Origin of the sequence: Paenibacillus sp. HJGM_3 (assembly GCF_045062745.1) — a bacterium.
Classification (GTDB): domain Bacteria; phylum Bacillota; class Bacilli; order Paenibacillales; family NBRC-103111; genus Paenibacillus_AA.
Genome location: NZ_JBJGED010000011.1, coordinates 34657 through 52375, shown reverse-complemented (window position 1 = coordinate 52375; position 17719 = coordinate 34657). Strand labels below are relative to the sequence as shown.

Here is a 17719-nt window from a genome sequence, read left to right as displayed (position 1 = left end):
TGCAGCATGACAACCTCGAATTTGTTGGATACGATTATCGCTCAAGTGAAGCTGTCCAAGAAAGAAACGGCAAAGCAGCAAAAAATCGTCGAAACGGCTATCGCCATGTTTGCGGAAAAAGGCTACGCCAATACGTCCACGAGCGAGATCGCCAAAAAATCGGGTGTAGCGGAAGCGACTATTTTCAGGCATTATGGGACGAAGGAAAATTTGCTGCTGTCGGTCATTTTGCCGTTTCTCAAAAACTCGTTGCCCATGGTGGCCCACGAGTTCGTCGAGCAGCTAGCGCCGAGCGGTTTCGAGCGGTTCGAGGATTTGCTGCGGGCCCTGATTCGGAACCGGCTTGAGTTTCTGAAGGCGAACAAGGATCTTTTCCAGATTTTCGTGAAGGAGCTGCTGTATCGGGAAGACTTCCGAAACGAGCTGCTCTCCTTGTTCGGCCGCGAGGTGTTCCAGCATTTTCATCAAGCGCTCGAGCGGTTTAAGGCAAATGGAGAGCTCGTGGACATCCCTACCCCGACGCTCATTCGCATGATCCTCTCATTTATCATTAGTCAGTTCGCGATCCGATTCGTCGTGATGCGGGAAGACTTCATCACGGACGACGAGGCTGAGGTGGAGCTGATGGTGCGGTTCGTCATGTCGGGTGTCAGCAACAAGGCGTCATCCAGCTAACCAAACTGCAGCTATAGGAACAACAGAAGGAAGGATCTCCGGAGCGGTTGCCCCCGAGGTCCTTTTTTTATGGGAAGGAAAAGGCACCCAGATGTCGAAAATTGATCCACTAGCACAATACTTGAAAAAAATCGAAGCCGCGATGTTCAAATCAGCGGGTCCGCCGGCATCTCTATAGATAGGCCAAGGTGACGTGAGGGAGGATATATGGGAGCAGATCCACAGACAGAAAATAGCCGGCAGGCGCAGGACGAAGAGGCCGAGTCGATTCAGGAGGACCGTCTGCTTGTGGAGCGGGCGAAGCAAGGGGATACGGAAGCGTTCGGCGAGCTGATCGAGCGTCACCGGCACAGGGCGCATGGCTGGGCTGCGCGAATGACGGGGGATCCGCATATGGCGGATGACATCGTGCAGGATGCGCTCATCCGCACGTTCCTGCACTTGGGCTCGCTGACGGATACGAGCCGGTTCCTGCCCTGGTTCCACCGGATCGTCCGGAACCAGGCGAACATGCGGCTGCGCCGGGGCGGCCCGCACCGGCACGAGAAGCCGTTCACGTCGATCGGGGCCTCCCCTTCGTCCGCTTCGGCCGCGGGCCGCACTGCGGTCGAATGGGACGATCTCGACAGCATCCTGTTTCACTTGGCTCAGACGGCGGCCGATGCGGCGTCCCGTGAACAGGATCCGGCGGAGCATCTGATGCGCAAGGAGCTGTACGAGACGATCCATGCGCTCCTGCATTGCCTGAGCCGCAAGGAGAGGGCGATCTTCCAGGCTTATTTCTTCCGCCAGCTGAGTCCGGATGAGATTGCGGCCATGTACCACATGTCTACCGGCTCGATCTACACCTATATCCATCGCTCTCGGCAGAAGCTCCGCCAGGAGCATGTCCGCGTCTCTCTAGGCCTAGTCTCGCAAAAGAAGGAGGGAACCGGAATGGGGAGGCGGAAGCAGCTTGCCTTGCCGGAATGGCGCGAAGGGCCGGTGTTCTCTACGTTAGCCTCTGCCATGGGACGGATGCTCGCTGCAGCCGGCCAGCCGATCGGCGCGGCAGAATTGATGGGCACGTCCACTATTGCGTTTCGCATGAAAGTATCGGACCGGACGACGTTCGCCGACAGCCTATTCGTCTTCGATTGGAAAGCCGTGATCCGGAACGTCATGCAGCGAGCAGGGTTCGAAGTCAATGTGCTCTGCGGCCAACTCGGGGATTCGCCGGTGCCGCTGCTCGGCGCAGTGGAGCGATTCCCCATCGTGCTTAGAATGGAGGAAGCGGTGGTCCCGTTCATCCGCAAGCATATCGATCTGGAGAAGCCGGTGTTATACTTCGACACGCTCGTCTCGCGTCCATTCGTCCATGAGTGGTCGCTTATCTACGGCTACGACGACGAGGCGAGATGCGTCCTGTTGACTGATCCTATGTTCCCGGAGGGAAAGCGGTTGTCGTACGAGGAGCTCGTCGACAATCCGGTTCGCTTCCTGGCGGGACTCGGGAGCAGGCTGGATCCGGAAGCGAACCCGCCGGGCTTGTCCGCGATTTATGCTATGAAGGAAAGGTACAATGCGGCCCGTAATCTCGCGATGGACACGATCCGGTACGCGATTCGGTATGCGCGCCGAGGATGTGAGTATCGGCCCCGTACCTCTTACTTGACTTACACGTCCGGTCTCGCCGCCTATGACCGTTGGATCGGCCATCTGAAGAGTCCTAACGTCGCGCCGAACCGATACGGCATGGGACACCTCACGGCGGTCTATGCGGAGACTAAGCGTCTCGCGTCGCAGTTTGTGAGAAGCGTTCCGTTCGAGGAGGAACCGATGCGGCTCGCCCTGCTCGCCTCGGAGGCGTACGAGCAGGCTGCGGACGCCCTGGATGAGCTGAAGCAGCTCGTCCCGTTCGTACGTTCGTCCGAAGTGCTGTCGGCGGAACTGCGGGAACGATGCGCGGTCAAGCTGGAGCAAGCCCGTACGTTCGAGAGCGCAGCCGTCGGATACTTGGAGAAATGTATGACCATCTTGACAGGAGAAGAGGAATAAGTAGATGACCCAATTGAGATTTATGACCGAATTTCAAAATGTAAACCGAATCGCCGCGGCCAAGGAATCGTTCGAGCGGGCGAACCCGGGCGTTACGATTGTGATCGAGCAGTCGACCGATCACTACGAATCGCTGCGAGCGTTTCAGTCCGAAGAGGCTCCGGACCTTATCGAATCCGGCGGGTGGTCGCTCTACAACCGGGAGCGCTTATTCGTCGATTTGAATCCATATGTAGCCGAGACCCCGGGCCTGGAAGCGGATCTATACGCCGGTCCGATGCGGATCGCCCGGCACAAAGGCAACTTGCCCGGTCTGCCCGTCGATATGAGCGTGCCTCTCGTCGTATACAAGAAAGAGATGTTCGATCGGGCGGGCCTGGCTTATCCGACCGAGGACTGGACTTGGGAGGCGTTCATCCGGTTGGCCAAGTCGCTCACGCTGCGCAATGAGGATGGCGTAGCCCGGCAGTTCGGTTTCGGGATCGGCTTGGACGTAGAGTGGTACGAACCGTTCGTGTTTCGGAACGGGGGCCGGTACTTGTCGCCGGACGGCACTACGGCCAGAGGGTTCGTGGACAGTTCGGCCACGATTGAAGCGTACCGCCTGATTGTCGAGGCCCACCGTGTGCACCGCGTCATTCGTCTGCCGGATGAGCCTTCGGCCGCCGGTCACTTGCATGAAGGCTTTGCGATGGTCTGCGGGTTCATGTGGTTCGCGGATTGGCTGATCGAGCATAAGCTGGACGATCAGTTCGGCGTCGTCGGCCTGCCTCATATGCCGGGAGGCGAGCGGTCGAACATGATCTATATGGGCGGGGCCGGCATCACGACCAAGTCGCAGCACCCAAGGCTCGCATGGGAGTTCCTGCGCCATTACGTACTGGAACTGCCTTCGTGGCAGCTACCGCTTACGCGATCCCAAGCAAAGGCCAGAGGCCTTACCGAGCACCGGATATGGTCGCGCTATATGCAGGAGCTGGACGATGTAACAGCCAGCGGGTATTATTTGAGCGAGAAATGGAATTCTTCCCGTCAGTTGATCAACGATGATATTCTTAAGCTGATCAAGGAGGGGGCGGACGTCGCCCACACGTTGCGCTCCTGGACCCGATTTGCGTAAAATGGAGCTCGAAGGCTGCCGGAGACGGCAGCCTATGGTGCCCCTCATGGAAAAAAGGCACATCCCTGTGCCTTTTTTCGTTAAACCTATTGCTTGATGACTAATATGCCGGAAGGAAGGACGCCGGTCCTTTGGATGAATTGTATTTGGGCAGTTGTGAGGGTGCTTCTTACTAGAATGAAAGAAGAGGTTACGTTATTGAAATTGAAATTGCCTAAGTTCGCCACATTTTGGGCCCCGCGAAATACGCGAAATTCACCCTGGAAGTTGATTTGAGAAAACAAAACGAGCGTCACCGGAAAGATTGTATTATTCCTTAAACGAAAACTCGACAAGACGTTATTGAACCGAAATGCACCCAAATCTTTGACCGCTACGCCGGCACGCTTAAAAACAATTCGCCGGTTCGTAAAGTTGATCCCGGAGAACAGCTCGAGCCTAAGGCCGCTTATGATCATATCTATCACCCTTTCAGTTGGATTGCTATATTCTATGACGGATGCATAGGAATTGTATGGACAAACATGCAGGGCAAAACACCGTTTTCAGCGCCCGGTGAAGCATTATTGCGTGCAACTTCTACTGGTAACCCGCGTCTAAACTAGGAGATCATGGGATGAAAGGAGGAGCGAAATTGCGGAAATTCAGTATGTTCTTCGTCGTGTGCTCCATCTTGTTGGCGCTCTTCTTCATCGGCACAACCGCGCAGATGACGGGCGGAGGCAAGATATGGTGGGGGTTGTCCAAAGAGTCCGCCCATTTATATTATTTGCCCTGTCTGGGCGTTGCGTTCTTGGCCCTGCTGTTGTATCTGAAATCGGACGATTGACGGGATCGAAAGGAGAGGGAGCCAAGATGGCGATGAACGAACGGTTACCCCAGCGATTGACTCGAAGGACCTTCCTCCAGACATCCGGCAAGCTGGCGCTTGGAGCAGCTGGACTGCTCGCGGGGAGCAGCGGACTATTCGTCTACGGAGCGCTTCACGATGAGACACGGGCCGCGGAGCTGCCCGGCAACTTCGTTCGGCTCGGGAGTGTGGAGGAACTGTCGGTCCGGGAGGGGTTTGTGCGCGTTTCATACACAGCGAACTATAAGGATGCATGGGTTGACAAAAGTGAGAGCGGCACAGTCTACGTTACGATAGAGGAGAACGGGAGCCTACTCATCCTTTCTTCGGTATGCACACACTTAGGATGTACGATTGAACCCGTTCCGGAAGCTGAGTGGAACGAGGATGGCGAGGCGCTGTATTTCCGCTGTCCCTGCCACTTGGCTGAGTTTAGCAGGAGGGGGAATTCGATCCGTAAATTCGGAATTCCGGGGCTGGACACATACAAGCCTTATATTGCGGGCGGCGATGTGTACATCAACATTTTGGCACCTATTAGGGGAGAGTCGAATCGTTAGCATAGGAGGGAAAGGTCATGGGAGCAACTAGTTCAGCTGTTCATATCGGTTTTTTCAGCACATTCGTTTTTTTCTTTTATCTAATTTTGACCGGGCTTGGTGTTTACTGTTTGGTGTTGTTTATTCGCCTGGCCCATCGGGGGATTCGCGCGTTGGATTTATACATCGAAGAAAAGACTAAGAGTCGACTTTAATCAGTCGGAGGGATAACGATGGTCGAGATTCGTACCGAAAAAACGGAAGATCACGAAGCTATATATCGGCTGCACGATGCGGCGTTCATGAACAAAGACCAGGAATCCAGGCTAGTGGAGAGGATCAGGGGCTCGGAGCGATATATCCCGGATTTGTCGATTGTGGCGGTGGAGGCGAACCAAGTGACAGGACACGCTTTGTTCAGTCTTGCGGACGTCGTGAATGAGGTTAATCCTTTCGAGGTGATCGTACTGGCCCCTATTGCAGTACTGCCCGGGCACCAGCGCAAGGGAATCGGCGGTCAGCTGATTCGGGAGGGACTTAGGCGCTGCACAGAACGAGGCTTTTCGCACGTGTTCCTGATCGGACACCCGAGCTATTACCCGCAGTTTGGCTTTACCTCCGCCCGGCGGCTTGGGTTCGAGTTGAAGCAATTCCCGGTGTCGGACGAGGTGTTTATGGTGCGGGAGCTGAAGCCGGGTGAGGGCGAGTCCAGGGGGATGACGGGCGAGCTGTTGTACCCTGCAACTTTTTTCTAGCCGGTATCCGTGCTTGTTTGAGTTTTTTTACACCAATGATCGGGATTTCACCGGCACCGCGGGCGTGACATACTTGAATCATCCAATGTGAAGGAGATGGGATAGCATGTCACGAATCGAGATGAAGATTAGAGAAATTCAGCCGGAGGACGATTTCGGGCCAATCCGCGAGCTGCTGCTGGCGAACGCCCGCCCGCCAATGTTTTTTCCTCAAACTTGTGAGAACATCGGGAAATGGTTTTTCTCCAACCAAGTGGAGCGTATCGGGTATATGGCAGTCTCGGGATCGGAGATGATCGCCTTCATCGGCTTCGAACGAAGGGGTCTGGATGGCGTGTTCGTTTATGCGATTCACCCATCCGAACCGAATCCGCGGGAGGTGCTGGCAGCGCTGCTCGAACCGATTATGGAGTTGGTTCGGGAGAGAGGGGGCCGGGGACTCGGCTATTTTGCCTTCACGGAATTCGGCCAGCTGCGCAACCCGGAGATCGCCCTCCTGGAGCAGCTCGGCTTCCGGCCGCAAGACGAATACATGCGTGTCTCCACCAAACTACTGCTGCGTGACTGGGAGGCCCCGCCCGAACTGGACACCACAGGAATTCAACCGGAGCCGTTGGATTTGAATGAAATGGCCGCTATGATGATGGAAGATGAGAATGGCGAGAATGCGATTATATTCAAACACCAGTATCAGCGCGCCGAGACGAGAAACGTAATGCTAACTCTGCGCAATGCCGATCAAACCTTGATGGGGTTTGCCTATTACAAAGTAATAAAGTCGCGACCCGACGGAAGCTCGCTATCGGCAGCCGCGTTCAATATGCACTTCCGACCTCAGTTCGAACTTACGAGACAAGAGAAGCAGCGGTTTCTCCAGGCTGCGCTGCACTCGATGAAACAGCTGGAGCTGCATGCGGCGAACTCGCTCCAGTCCTTGAAACGCCCCGATATCTTTACCTTGCTAGTGCGGGAAGGCTTCGATGAGATTCAGAGTACTTTTTATGCCCTGGGCAAGCGGATTGGGGAATGAACGATGTCGAGGTATCGCAATGCACGCGATGTGCTGCCGGAAAGCTTAATTCGTGAAATTCAGAAATACGTTCGGGGCGAGCATCTATACATTCCCCAGACGGAGCGAACGGAGTGGGGCGCCCGGAGCGGAGCTCGTGCCGAGCTGGAACGGCGGAATAAGGACATTGTCCAGCATTATATGGATGGGATCGCGATTGCCGAGCTGGCGGAAAGGTATCACCTAAGCGAAGAACGGATTCGGGGCATTTTGTACGAAGAACATAGGGAGTAACTTTCCAGAAAGAAGCGATGGTTATGCACCTCTATTTCATACGGCACGGTCTATATGAATCAACCAGTACGAACCGCAACTTAAGAGGGGAGTACGATCCCCCCTTAAGCAGCACCGGCCGGCAGCAGGCGGAGAAGGTCGCGCGGAGGCTCAAAGAAAATCCGGTTGCGGCCCTCTATACGAGTGATTTTGCCCGTGCCTTGGAGACAGCAGAAAGATTGCAAGCGCACATCCAATGCGAGTGGAGCGTACAGCCGCTACTGAGAGAAATATTCTCGAGCAGCCCGGTTGAAGCCAAACGGCAGCAGCTGATCGCATTGACAGACTGGCTCCGCCATCTCCCGCTGCAACATAACCACGTAGTGCTCGTGACCCACGGGAATTTGATCCGATTGATCGCGGACACCCTATTGGACACGAACGATCAAAAGCGGAGTACGGAGCTAGGCCCGGTTGGAGAAGGCAGCATTATGGTAATCGAAATGGAAGAGGAACGAGTTCGACTGCATACATACAATGATACCTCGCACCTAGCCGAATAAAATATCCATAACCGTCCCAAGCTGCCCGCGTGTTTTGCCTTCCAGAATGTTAGGATTGTACACTTCTACGTACCCGCAATTCTCGCACGAGACGAACAGGAAGTGGTTGTGCTGGATATCGAACATTTTGCTCAATCCGGTGCCGGTCATCGCCACTTCCTTCGTCCGGCAGCTCGTACCGCTGCATTTGACGCATTTGAATCTCTCCTGAATCGTTGCCTCTACACTCATCGCGCGTCCCTCCAATCATTGTCTACTTACGATACGCTTGAAACCGCCCGGAAGTTTCTTTTCCCAGTGATAATGCGGAATCCGTAAAAAATCACAGCCTCCCCTCAAGTTTTCCCATACCGTGTCCGCCCATTCCTCCTTATACTGAAGTCGACTTAGCGGGAGGGGGAACACTATGAAATTCTCAAACGGCAAAGCAAGCGACATTCAGATCGCTTATATTGGCGGCGGTTCGATGTATTGGGCCAAAAATCTCATCGCCGACCTCGCGCTCGACGAAGAGCTGTCGGGGAAAGTGCGGCTGTACGACCTCGATTACGGCAAGGCGAAGAAGAACGAGAAACTCGGCAACTCGGTATCCGACTATGCCGAAGCCAAATCCAAGTGGATGTACGAGGCGTACGAGACGCTCGCCGATGCGCTGACCGGCAGTGATTTTGTGTTCATTTCCATCCTGCCCGGCACGTTCGCGGAGATGCATTCCGATGTGCATGAGCCGGAGAAATACGGAATCTATCAGCCAGTAGGCGATACAACCGGACCGGGTGGGTTGGTGCGGGCGCTTAGAACAATCCCGATGTACGTCGAGTTCGCTCAAGCGATTGAGAAATACGCGCCGGATGCATGGGTATTCAATTACACGAACCCGATGACGCTGTGCACCCGTACGCTCTATGAGGTGTTCCCGAAGATCAAGGCGTTCGGCTGCTGCCATGAGATCTTCGGCACCCAGGGGCTGCTTATCCGGATGCTCCGCGACCTGGAAGGGATCGAGGAGCTGCACCGCGACGATATCCGGGTGAACGTGCTGGGCATCAACCACTTCACGTGGATCGATCAAGCGACTTATAAAAACGTCGATCTGTTCCCGCTGTACCGGCAATTCGTGGACAAATATTACGAGGAAGGCTTCGAGCACAACAAGGACGCCTGGAAAACGAACACGTATACGGCCGCCAACCGGGTCAAATTCGACCTGTTCCGACGCTACGGCCTCATCGCCGCTGCCGGCGACCGCCATCTGGCCGAGTTCGTGCCGCCGTGGTACACGAAAGACCCGGAGACGGTGCGCGCCTGGAAGTTCGGGCTCACGACAGTCCCTAGCCGAGTGGACAAACATAAGGCGACCGAGGAGCAGTACAACAAACTGATCGGCGGCCAGGAGAAGCTCGTGCTGAAGGCGTCCGGGGAAGAAGAAGTGCGCCAGCTGAAAGGGCTGATCGGGCTGCAGCCGTTCGTCACGAACGTGAATTTGCCGAACGTCGGACAGATGCAGGGCGTTCCGCTCCGAGCGGTCGTCGAGACGAATGCCGCGTTCTCCGGCAACAGCTTGCGTCCGGTTCATGCGGGGGAGCTGCCGGTCGAGGTGAACAGCCTCGTCATGCGTCACGTGCTCAACCAGGAGACGATTCTGAAGGCGGCGCTGAAGCGGGACAAGGCGCTGGCGTTCAGCGCCTTCGTGAACGACCCTCTCGTCACAATCGACATCGGTCCGGCGGAAGAGCTGTTCGAGACGATGCTGGGCAATACGAAAGCTTATTTGAAGGGGTGGGAGCTGTAATGGTGTACGCGGCGAATGAAGCTAGATACGACTCCATGCCGTACAATCGGACCGGCAAGAGCGGCTTGAAGCTCCCGGCCGTCTCGCTAGGCTTGTGGCATAACTTCGGCGGGGTCGACACGATCGAGAATGGGGTGCGGCTCGTGCGCCGGGCATTCGATCTCGGGATCACGCATTTCGACTTGGCGAACAACTATGGGCCTCCTCCGGGATCGGCGGAAGAGACGTTCGGCCGCATCCTGAAGGCGGACCTGGCTCCGTATCGGGACGAGCTGATCATCTCGACGAAAGCCGGCTACCGGATGGGTCCGGGGCCTTACGGTGAGCGCGGCTCCCGCAAGAGCATGCTGTCCAGCTTGGATCAGAGCCTGAAGCGGCTTGGACTCGACTATGTGGACATTTTCTACTCCCACCGGTATGACGCCGAGACTCCGCTGGAAGAGACGATGAGCGCGCTCGACCAGGCCGTTCGTCAAGGAAAGGCGCTGTACGTCGGCATCTCCAACTACGGTCCGGAGGAAACGAGGAAGGCGGTCACGATTCTTCGCGAGCTCGGGACGCCGTGCCTCATCCATCAAGTCCACTACTCCATGTACGAGCGGCGGTTCGAGCGCGGTCTGCAGCAGGTGCTGGGGGAGGAGGGCGTCGGTTCGATCGCTTACAGTCCGCTCGCTCGGGGGCTGCTGACCGATCGGTACCTGGAGTCGATTCCGGCCGATTCCCGTGCAGCCGGGCAGAGCGTGTTCCTGAAGCGGGAGGACATTACGGAGGAGAAGCTCGGCAAGTCGCGTCTCCTGAACAAGCTGGCGCAGGAACGGGGTCAGACGCTTGCGCAACTGGCGATCGCTTGGGTACTGCGGCAAGGGCGCGTGACGTCGGCGCTCATCGGCGCGAGCAAGGAACATCAAATCGACGACGTCGTCGGTGCGCTGCAGCGGCTCGATTTCTCACAAGAGGAGCTCGATACGATCGAGCGCATCTTGGGGAACGCATAAGATGAGCGCGGACAGTAAACCGGCGGAGGCGCCGGAGCATACCGCAACCGGTCGGCGCCAGGTGAGCGAGGCCGTGCTTGTCGATCCGAACGACGGCGGCGCGGTACGCAGCAAAATATTCCAATTGGCGGGTCCCACGCTGACCGAGATGATCATGCTCAACATGACGCAGATGATCAGCATGATCATGGTCGGGCGGCTCGGGGCGAATGCGGTAGCTACGGTTGGCTTAACAAGCCAGCCGTATTTGCTCATGACAGTCTGCTTCGCCGCTCTGAATATGGGCACGACGGTTATCGTCGCCCGCAATGTCGGGGCAGGCCGCCATGAGGAGGCCAACCGGGCAGCCGGACAGTCGCTGCTGCTGAACGCGATGCTGTCCGTGCTGCTGGTCATCCTCACGGTTGGCTTCGCGGATGACCTGCTGCGGCTCATAGGCGCCCAGGAGGAGGTAGTCGCTTATGGAACCGGTTATGCACGGATCAGCTTCGCCGCCATCGGCTTCTCGGCCATCTCCTCGTCGCTGTCGTCCATCCTGCGCGGAGCCGGCGATACGCGCACCCCGATGCGCGTCAATGTGCTGACGGGGCTCGCCTCCGCGCTGCTCGGTTTCCTGCTCATCTACGGCCATCTCGGGCTGCCCCGGCTCGGGGTGGCCGGAGCGTCGCTCGCGGTATTGATCGCCCAGAGCGGAGCGATGACGGCGATGCTCTACGTCATGTTCAGCGGCAAGTTCGCCGTGCGGCTGAACCGGCACGATCTGTTCCGGTTCGATCGCGCGATGATCGGCCGCATGTTGAAGATTGGGCTGCCGACGAGCGCGGAGCAGCTAGTCATGCGGCTCGGCATCACGCTGTTCGTCATGATCGCCGCGAATTTAGGCACGACGGCCGTGGCGGCGAATCAGCTGCTCACGAACGTCATCGGGCTGTCGTTCATGCCCGGCATGGCGTTCGCCGGCGCGGCCTCCACGCTCGTCGGCCAAGCGCTGGGCGTAGGGAAGACGGAGCTCGCCGAGCGGTACGCGATGCAGATTCGCCGCTACGGCATGTGGGTGGCGGGCATCATGGGCGCGCTGTTCGTACTGTTCGCCCCGTACATCCTCATGCTGTATACCGGCGATCGGGCGATCATCGACGAAGGTACGCTTCCGCTGCGCATCGTTGGGCTGATCCAGATGTCGCAGGCGTCGATGTTCGTGCTGGCCGGCGCGCTGCGAGGAGCCGGGGAGACCCGGTATCCGCTCGTATCGGCCGTCGTCGGCGTCTGGGGCGTCCGCGTGCTGCTCAGCCTAATCTTCGTCTATGTCTTCCACTGGGGCATGATCGGCTTATGGACTGCGGTCGCCTGCGACCAGTTCGCCCGATCGCTGCTTATCTATCGCCGTTTCCGGCTGGGCCGGTGGAAGACGATTCGGATCTGATCCTTCTTAACACTTGATTACACGGAGGGTGCTATGGGCATTCAATATGATTCCGCGACTGGGACGTTTCATCTGCGAGCCCGATCATCCAGCTATATCATTCAACTGGTGAAGGGCCAATATGCGGCGCACGTGCATTGGGGCCGCCAAGTGCGGGGGACGAATCCGGGCGGGCTGCTCGCCATCCGACGACGCTGTTCGTTCTCGCCGTCGACGGACCCGGACGACTTGACCTTGTCGCTGGACACGCTGCCGCAGGAGCTGCCGTCATACGGCAGCAGCGATTATCGTGTCCCGGCGTTTCAGGTGCAGCTCGAGAACGGTACGACCGTGAGCGAGCCGACGTATGTGTCGCACCGCATCTATGCGGGGAAGCCCGCTCTGGAAGGCCTGCCGGCGACATATGTGGAGCAGGCGGAGGAGGCGGAGACGCTGGAGCTCGTGCTAAGCGATGCGTTGATCGGCCTGAAGGTGGTGCTGACGTACACCGTCTTCCGGGATTTCGACGCCGTCGCGCGGTCCGTTCGGTACGTGAACGAGAGCGGCCGGAGCATACGGCTCTTGAGGGCGCTCAGCTTCGGCCTCGACTTCGACCGGGCCGACTTCGAGGCGGTACACCTGTCCGGCACTTGGGCACGGGAGCGCCACATCGAGCGGAGGCCGCTTACGACGGGCGGCTCCGTCATCGAGAGCCGGCGCGGGGCGAGCAGCCATTCGCTCAATCCGTTCCTCGCGCTCGTGTCTCCAGACTGCGACGAGGATCGCGGCGAGGCTTACGGCTTCAGCCTCGTATACAGCGGCAGTTTCCTCGCGCAAGCGGAGGTAGATCCGTACGGCACGACCCGGGTCGTCATGGGGATCAATCCGTTCGACTTCAGCTGGCTGCTGGAGCCGGACGAGAGCTTCCAATCGCCGGAGGCGCTGCTCGTCTACTCGTCCGAGGGGCTCGGGGGCATGTCCCGCACGTACCACCGGCTATACCGCACCCGGCTGTGTCGGGGCGAATACCGCGACCGGCCGCGGCCGATTCTCGTGAACAATTGGGAGGCGACGTACTTCCAATTCACCGCGGACAAGATCGAGGACATCGCGAGAGCCGGGCAGGAGCTCGGACTCGAGCTGTTCGTGCTGGACGACGGCTGGTTCGGCAAGCGGGACAATGACCGCAGCTCGCTCGGCGACTGGTTCGTCGACCGGGAGAAGCTGCCGCTCGGCTTGCCCGATCTGGCTGAGCGCGTGCAGCGGCTGGGGCTTCAGTTCGGGCTCTGGTTCGAGCCCGAGATGGTGTCGCCGGACAGCGAGCTGTACCGCACCCATCCGGACTGGTGCTTGCACGTGCCGGACCGGCGCCGCACGACGGCGAGGCACCAGCTCATCCTCGATTACTCCCGGGCCGATGTCCGCGAGTACATCGTCCATGTTCTGACCGATGTGCTGAGCAGCTGTCCGATCTCGTACGTGAAATGGGACATGAACCGCAACATGACCGAGATCGGCTCGGAGCTGCTCCCTCCGGAGCGGCAGCGCGAGACGGCGCACCGGTACATGCTCGGCTTGTACGAGGTGATGGAGCGGCTCACCTCGGCGTTCCCGAGCGTGCTGTTCGAGAGCTGCTCCGGCGGGGGCGGCCGGTTCGATCCCGGCATGCTGTATTACATGCCGCAGACATGGACGAGCGACAATACGGACGCGGTCGAGCGCCTGAAGATCCAGTACGGTACGAGCCTCGTCTACCCGATCAGCTCGATGGGGGCGCACGTGTCGGCGGTGCCGAACCACCAGGTGCACCGGACGACGCCGCTCGAGCTGCGCGGGCACGTGGCGATGTCCGGCAACTTCGGCTACGAGCTCGACCTGACGAAGTTCACGGAACAAGAGAGCGAGCTCGTGAAGCGGCAGGTGGCGTTGTACAAGGAGCTGCGCGGCTTGGTCCAGTTCGGACAGTATTACCGGCTGAGGAGTCCGTTCGAGGGGAACGACACGGCGTGGATGTTCGTCTCGGAGGACGGCAAGGAAGCGATGGTCCTGTATGTGCAAGTGTTGTCCGAGCCGAACGCGCCGCTCCGCAAGCTGAGGCTGAAGGGACTTCAGGCCGACGCGGATTACCGGGTCTGGGATGCGGATTTGCCGGAGGAGAGCGAGGACCGCTTCGGAGGCGACGAGCTGATGCACGTCGGCCTGAACTTGCCGGTGTGGAAAGGCGACTTCCGCAGCAGGCTGTACCGGTTGAAAACCATTTGAACCTTAGAGAGGTAGGGATAACGAATGAAGCGATTGCGATTGAACGAACTGGCCGATACGCGGCAAGGGCATTTCCTGGGGGACTGGCTGCCCGGCCCATACTTGTCGGTAGGGGGCCTCTCATTTGCGAAGCCGGGCGAGCGCAGCCACACGCACGACGGACCCGACGGGCGAGACTATCATGTGCATACGGACTGCGAGGCGTTCGTCATTTTGCAGGGGACCGGCATCATGGAGCTGAACGGCGAACGAATCCCGGTGGGGGTGGGAGACATTTTTATCGTCGAACCGGGTGAAGACCACCACTTGAACTCCGATCCGGAAGACCCGGTCGTCACTCTATGGCTGCATGCAGGTCCCAACCGGCACAAAAATCAACAATAGGAAGGAGGCGCAACTACGATGAATGCTGTTCAAGTGCAATCTGACTCGGCCACAACCGCCACTCATAGTTTTGTGCTCAGCAGCGATACGCAGCGGGGGCAGTTCACGCTGTCCACGGCGAATGTCCAGGCAGGCATCGACTTAATCACGATCCGATGGACGGCAGACGCTCCGGTCACACCGCCCGTGCTCACCTTGCGCTGGGTTCATCCGGCCTGCGACATCCACGCGAGCTGGCACCCGGCGCAAGACCGGAACAAGAGCTTCAAGGCCGACTGGATGCGCGTCCTGCGCTCCAATGCGGCGACGTCTGCGCCCGTTTACTCGTTGTTCAACGCCGATTCGCGCAATCGGCTGACGTTCGCGTTCTCCGATGCGCTGAACACGGTGCATTATGCCGGCGGCGTTCGGGAGGAAACCGCCGAGTTCCACTGCCGCATCGAGCTGTTCAAGGAGCCGGTTGCTCCTATAGCCGAATACGAGGCAACGTTGTTAGTGGATACGAGGGACGTGCCGTATTACGAGAGCCTCCGCGGCGTGTCGGACTGGTGGAGCGGCATGGAGCGGTATACACCGTCGTACGTGCCGGACGAGGCGCGCCGCCCAATGTACTCCACCTGGTACAACATGCACCAGAACGTGACGGCGGCTTCGATCGAAGCCGAATGCCGCCGGGCCAAGGAGCTCGGCATGGACGCGGTCATCATCGACGACGGCTGGCAGACGGGGGACAACCGCCGCGGCTACGCGTATACGGGCGATTGGGAGCCGTTCGGCGGCAAATTCCCGCGCATGCGCGAGCACGTCGACGCCATCCATGCGCTCGGCATGAAGGTCATTCTCTGGTATTCAGTGCCGTTCGTGGGCAAGCACAGCGAGGCGTGGACGCAATATTCCGACAAGCTGCTGCGCTTCAACGAATCCCATGGCGCCGGCACGATGGACCCGCGATACCCGGAGGTGCGGGAGTACATCATCGGCAAATACGAGCAAGCCGTCCGGGAGTGGGATCTGGACGGGTTCAAGCTCGATTTCATCGACCAGTTCTATACGCCGGAGCTGGCGACTCCTTCTGAGCTGCCGGGACGGGACATCGAGTCGATCCCGGAAGCGGTCGACGTCCTGTTGACCGAGTCGATCCGACGCCTGAGAGCGGTCAAGCCGGACATTATGGTCGAATTCCGCCAGCCTTATATCGGACCGGCCATGCGCAAGTACGGCAACATGTTCCGGGCGTCGGATTGCCCGAACGACAGCATCCAGAACCGCGTCCGGACGCTCGATATTCGCCTGATCTGCGGCGCTACGGCGGCCCATGCCGACATGATCATGTGGCATCCGGACGAGCCCGTGGAGAGCGCGGCGCTGCAGCTCCTGGGCTTGCTGTTCTCCGTACCGCAAGTGTCCGTCACTTTGGAGAAGCTGCCGGAGGACCACCTGAGAATGCTGCGCTACTGGCTGTCGTTCTGGCAGAGCAACCGGGACATCCTGCTGGACGGCGAGCTCGAGCCGATGAATCCCGAGCTGCTCTATCCGGTTGTCCGCGCCTACAAGGACAGCCGCGCATTGATCGCGACATACTACGACAAGCTCGTCGCGCTCAAACCGACTGCAGTTCAGCCGCAGCCGACGCGTTGGATCCTTGTGAACGGCCGGCTGCAGCAAGGGCTGTATGTAGAAGTGGCCGATTCTTACGGTCCCGTGGAGATTGTGCTGAAGACATGCTCGGGCGATGTGACCGATACGCTTCGCCTCGACCTGCAGCCGGGCATTCACGCGCTGGCCGTTCCGGCAGCCGGGACCGCCGAGATATCGAAAATTTTTGTGGAGGCGAATAACCGATGACCCATGCCGCAACTCCAAATACGACTATTGCCGACCGCCAAGCTTTCCTAGACGAAATCATGCAGCTGCCGGTTCTCGATACCCACACGCATCTAGTCGGGGACCGGCTGGCCGCCCGCGATTTTTGGGAGATCGCCCACTACTTCTGGCTGAACAGAGAAATGCAGACCGGCGGCTACCCGGCGAACGCAGCCGACCTGCCGGAGGACGAGCGGATCCGGGCGTTCCTCGACGCTTATCGAGCTACCCGTAATACGAACATGAACTGGGTGCTCACGCGCATCTTCCAAGATTTGTACGGGATTCAATTAATCGACGAAGCGTCCGTGCGCGAGGCGGATGCCGCGATCCAGCGCTCGCATGCGGCCCCGGGCTGGGCGCAGTCCGTCGCGGACCGGCTGCAGATCCGTCGCTTCGTCGTGAATATCCCGGAGCATGCCGAGTTCCAGGGCACCCGCGACCGGGCCATTCTCATCCCGCGCATTGACGGGCGCCTCGGCGGTTGGGCGAGCGAGATGGCGAGCGCTGGCGATCCGATGGCCGCGTATGAACAACACAAGCGGACGATCGACGAGCTGCTTGCGGGATTCGCCGCGCAAGGCTGCCCCGGCATCATGACGACGCTGCCGGCGTACGCTTCCCGAGCCGATCGGAGAGCTGCCATCGCCCCTGGCATCGCGAAGGACGAGGCGATGATGGAGCTCCTGCACGCCATCTGCGCGGCAGCCGAACGGCATGGGCTGCTCGTGCAGCTGTTCCTCGGCGTCGAGCGCTCGTGGTGCGGTACGGCCGTACCGGCGAACGATCCGGCCCGCATCCTGAAGCTGACGGCGCTGTTCGAACAGTACCGGTGCCGCTTCGAGCTCGTCGTCGCCTCCGAGCTCAACAATCTGGACGTCGTGCAGGCGGCGTGGAATTTCCCGAATGTCCATGTGGGCGGGATGTGGTGGTTCAACTTCCGCGCCAGCACGTACCGCGATGTCATGCAATACCGGCTGGAGGCGCTGGCTGCCACGGCGAGCTCGCTCGTCGTCTCGGACGCCCGCTGCATCGAATGGAGCTACGGTAAGATCGCGTTGATCAAGAAGCTGATATGCGAATTCCTGTGGCAGCAGCTGGAGAGCGGCTGGATCGAGCGGGAGACCGCGCATCGCGTTGCCGAAGAATGGCTGTACGGCAGTGCGGCGAGACGGTACGGACTGCTCTAGGACTGCCCCG

At 59.0% G+C, this 17719-nt stretch carries 18 protein-coding genes; 17 read left to right on the top strand and 1 reads right to left on the bottom strand.

Annotated features, from left to right (window positions below):
- The first annotated feature begins 6 nt into the window (after nucleotides 1-6).
- The 10 genes from ACI5FR_RS14045 (at nucleotide 7) to ACI5FR_RS14000 (ending at nucleotide 7821) form a co-directional block, all read left to right on the top strand.
- The gene (locus tag ACI5FR_RS14045) at nucleotides 7-675 is read left to right on the top strand and encodes a TetR/AcrR family transcriptional regulator (protein WP_405455194.1); all 669 of its coding nucleotides are present in this window, start codon (nucleotides 7-9) and stop codon (nucleotides 673-675) included.
- A gap of 207 nt (nucleotides 676-882) precedes the next feature.
- Complete coding sequence (locus tag ACI5FR_RS14040; protein WP_405455192.1) at nucleotides 883-2712, top strand: RNA polymerase sigma factor; 1830 nt, start codon at nucleotides 883-885, stop codon at nucleotides 2710-2712.
- Nucleotides 2713-2716: 4 nt separating this feature from the next.
- Nucleotides 2717-3832: an extracellular solute-binding protein gene (locus ACI5FR_RS14035; protein ID WP_405455190.1), complete on the top strand. Its 1116-nt coding sequence runs from the start codon at nucleotides 2717-2719 to the stop codon at nucleotides 3830-3832.
- Nucleotides 3833-4466: 634 nt separating this feature from the next.
- Nucleotides 4467-4661 (top strand): hypothetical protein, encoded by a 195-nt coding sequence (locus ACI5FR_RS14030; protein ID WP_405455188.1) that lies wholly within the window; start codon nucleotides 4467-4469, stop codon nucleotides 4659-4661.
- Between the two features lie 26 nt (nucleotides 4662-4687).
- The gene (locus ACI5FR_RS14025; RefSeq protein ID WP_405455186.1) at nucleotides 4688-5242 is read left to right on the top strand and encodes a QcrA and Rieske domain-containing protein; all 555 of its coding nucleotides are present in this window, start codon (nucleotides 4688-4690) and stop codon (nucleotides 5240-5242) included.
- A 17-nt stretch (nucleotides 5243-5259) separates the two neighbouring features.
- Nucleotides 5260-5436, top strand: coding sequence for a hypothetical protein (locus ACI5FR_RS14020; protein WP_405455184.1), 177 nt, complete (start codon nucleotides 5260-5262; stop codon nucleotides 5434-5436).
- An 18-nt stretch (nucleotides 5437-5454) separates the two neighbouring features.
- Nucleotides 5455-5976 carry a GNAT family N-acetyltransferase gene (locus tag ACI5FR_RS14015; RefSeq protein ID WP_405455182.1) on the top strand — a complete coding sequence of 174 codons (522 nt, stop codon included), beginning with the start codon at nucleotides 5455-5457 and terminating at the stop codon, nucleotides 5974-5976.
- Between the two features lie 106 nt (nucleotides 5977-6082).
- The gene (locus ACI5FR_RS14010; RefSeq protein WP_405455180.1) at nucleotides 6083-7006 is read left to right on the top strand and encodes a hypothetical protein; all 924 of its coding nucleotides are present in this window, start codon (nucleotides 6083-6085) and stop codon (nucleotides 7004-7006) included.
- Between the two features lie 3 nt (nucleotides 7007-7009).
- Entirely contained in the window at nucleotides 7010-7279 is a 270-nt protein-coding gene (locus ACI5FR_RS14005) for a CD3324 family protein (RefSeq protein WP_405455178.1), read from the top strand.
- 23 nt (nucleotides 7280-7302) lie between these two features.
- On the top strand, nucleotides 7303-7821 hold the full coding sequence (locus tag ACI5FR_RS14000; RefSeq protein ID WP_405455176.1) for a histidine phosphatase family protein: 519 nt from the start codon (nucleotides 7303-7305) through the stop codon (nucleotides 7819-7821).
- Here the strand turns inward: ACI5FR_RS14000 and ACI5FR_RS13995 are convergent.
- Nucleotides 7810-8052: a zinc ribbon domain-containing protein gene (locus tag ACI5FR_RS13995; protein ID WP_405455174.1), complete on the bottom strand. Its 243-nt coding sequence runs from the start codon at nucleotides 8050-8052 to the stop codon at nucleotides 7810-7812. The two genes, ACI5FR_RS14000 and ACI5FR_RS13995, sit on opposite strands and share 12 nt — an antisense overlap.
- Before the next feature lie 175 nt (nucleotides 8053-8227).
- Between ACI5FR_RS13995 and ACI5FR_RS13990 the strand changes: the two genes are divergently transcribed.
- From ACI5FR_RS13990 to ACI5FR_RS13960, 7 genes are read left to right on the top strand one after another with little or no spacing between them, the layout of a single operon-like run.
- Nucleotides 8228-9613 (top strand): family 4 glycosyl hydrolase, encoded by a 1386-nt coding sequence (locus tag ACI5FR_RS13990; RefSeq protein ID WP_405455172.1) that lies wholly within the window; start codon nucleotides 8228-8230, stop codon nucleotides 9611-9613.
- Entirely contained in the window at nucleotides 9613-10608 is a 996-nt protein-coding gene (locus ACI5FR_RS13985; protein ID WP_405455171.1) for an aldo/keto reductase, read from the top strand. Before ACI5FR_RS13990 ends, ACI5FR_RS13985 begins: the two co-directional genes overlap by 1 nt.
- Before the next feature lies 1 nt (nucleotide 10609).
- Entirely contained in the window at nucleotides 10610-12031 is a 1422-nt protein-coding gene (locus tag ACI5FR_RS13980; protein WP_405455169.1) for an MATE family efflux transporter, read from the top strand.
- Nucleotides 12032-12064: 33 nt separating this feature from the next.
- A complete protein-coding gene (locus tag ACI5FR_RS13975; RefSeq protein ID WP_405455168.1) occupies nucleotides 12065-14272 on the top strand; it encodes an alpha-galactosidase in 2208 nt (735 codons plus the stop codon).
- Between the two features lie 24 nt (nucleotides 14273-14296).
- Nucleotides 14297-14656, top strand: coding sequence for a cupin domain-containing protein (locus tag ACI5FR_RS13970; protein ID WP_405455167.1), 360 nt, complete (start codon nucleotides 14297-14299; stop codon nucleotides 14654-14656).
- 18 nt (nucleotides 14657-14674) lie between these two features.
- The gene (locus ACI5FR_RS13965) at nucleotides 14675-16501 is read left to right on the top strand and encodes a glycoside hydrolase family 36 protein (protein ID WP_405455165.1); all 1827 of its coding nucleotides are present in this window, start codon (nucleotides 14675-14677) and stop codon (nucleotides 16499-16501) included.
- A complete protein-coding gene (locus ACI5FR_RS13960) occupies nucleotides 16498-17709 on the top strand; it encodes a glucuronate isomerase (protein ID WP_405455163.1) in 1212 nt (403 codons plus the stop codon). The genes ACI5FR_RS13965 and ACI5FR_RS13960 overlap by 4 nt, the downstream gene beginning before the upstream one ends.
- Nucleotides 17710-17719 lie beyond the last annotated feature (10 nt).

Bases quoted from the DNA above. Each gene is read 5' to 3' on its own strand.
- ACI5FR_RS14015 (WP_405455182.1), top strand. From the start codon at position 5,455: ATGGTCGAGATTCGTACCGAAAAAACGGAAGATCACGAAGCTATATAT.
- ACI5FR_RS14025 (WP_405455186.1), top strand. From the start codon at position 4,688: ATGGCGATGAACGAACGGTTACCCCAGCGATTGACTCGAAGGACCTTC.
- ACI5FR_RS13965 (WP_405455165.1), top strand. From the start codon at position 14,675: ATGAATGCTGTTCAAGTGCAATCTGACTCGGCCACAACCGCCACTCAT.
- ACI5FR_RS13970 (WP_405455167.1), top strand. From the start codon at position 14,297: ATGAAGCGATTGCGATTGAACGAACTGGCCGATACGCGGCAAGGGCAT.
- ACI5FR_RS14005 (WP_405455178.1), top strand. From the start codon at position 7,010: ATGTCGAGGTATCGCAATGCACGCGATGTGCTGCCGGAAAGCTTAATT.
- ACI5FR_RS13960 (WP_405455163.1), top strand. From the start codon at position 16,498: ATGACCCATGCCGCAACTCCAAATACGACTATTGCCGACCGCCAAGCT.
- ACI5FR_RS13985 (WP_405455171.1), top strand. From the start codon at position 9,613: ATGGTGTACGCGGCGAATGAAGCTAGATACGACTCCATGCCGTACAAT.
- ACI5FR_RS13995 (WP_405455174.1), bottom strand. From the start codon at position 8,052: ATGAGTGTAGAGGCAACGATTCAGGAGAGATTCAAATGCGTCAAATGC.
- ACI5FR_RS14000 (WP_405455176.1), top strand. From the start codon at position 7,303: ATGCACCTCTATTTCATACGGCACGGTCTATATGAATCAACCAGTACG.
- ACI5FR_RS14010 (WP_405455180.1), top strand. From the start codon at position 6,083: ATGTCACGAATCGAGATGAAGATTAGAGAAATTCAGCCGGAGGACGAT.
- ACI5FR_RS13980 (WP_405455169.1), top strand. From the start codon at position 10,610: ATGAGCGCGGACAGTAAACCGGCGGAGGCGCCGGAGCATACCGCAACC.
- ACI5FR_RS13975 (WP_405455168.1), top strand. From the start codon at position 12,065: ATGGGCATTCAATATGATTCCGCGACTGGGACGTTTCATCTGCGAGCC.
- ACI5FR_RS14045 (WP_405455194.1), top strand. From the start codon at position 7: ATGACAACCTCGAATTTGTTGGATACGATTATCGCTCAAGTGAAGCTG.
- ACI5FR_RS14020 (WP_405455184.1), top strand. From the start codon at position 5,260: ATGGGAGCAACTAGTTCAGCTGTTCATATCGGTTTTTTCAGCACATTC.
- ACI5FR_RS13990 (WP_405455172.1), top strand. From the start codon at position 8,228: ATGAAATTCTCAAACGGCAAAGCAAGCGACATTCAGATCGCTTATATT.
- ACI5FR_RS14040 (WP_405455192.1), top strand. From the start codon at position 883: ATGGGAGCAGATCCACAGACAGAAAATAGCCGGCAGGCGCAGGACGAA.
- ACI5FR_RS14035 (WP_405455190.1), top strand. From the start codon at position 2,717: ATGACCCAATTGAGATTTATGACCGAATTTCAAAATGTAAACCGAATC.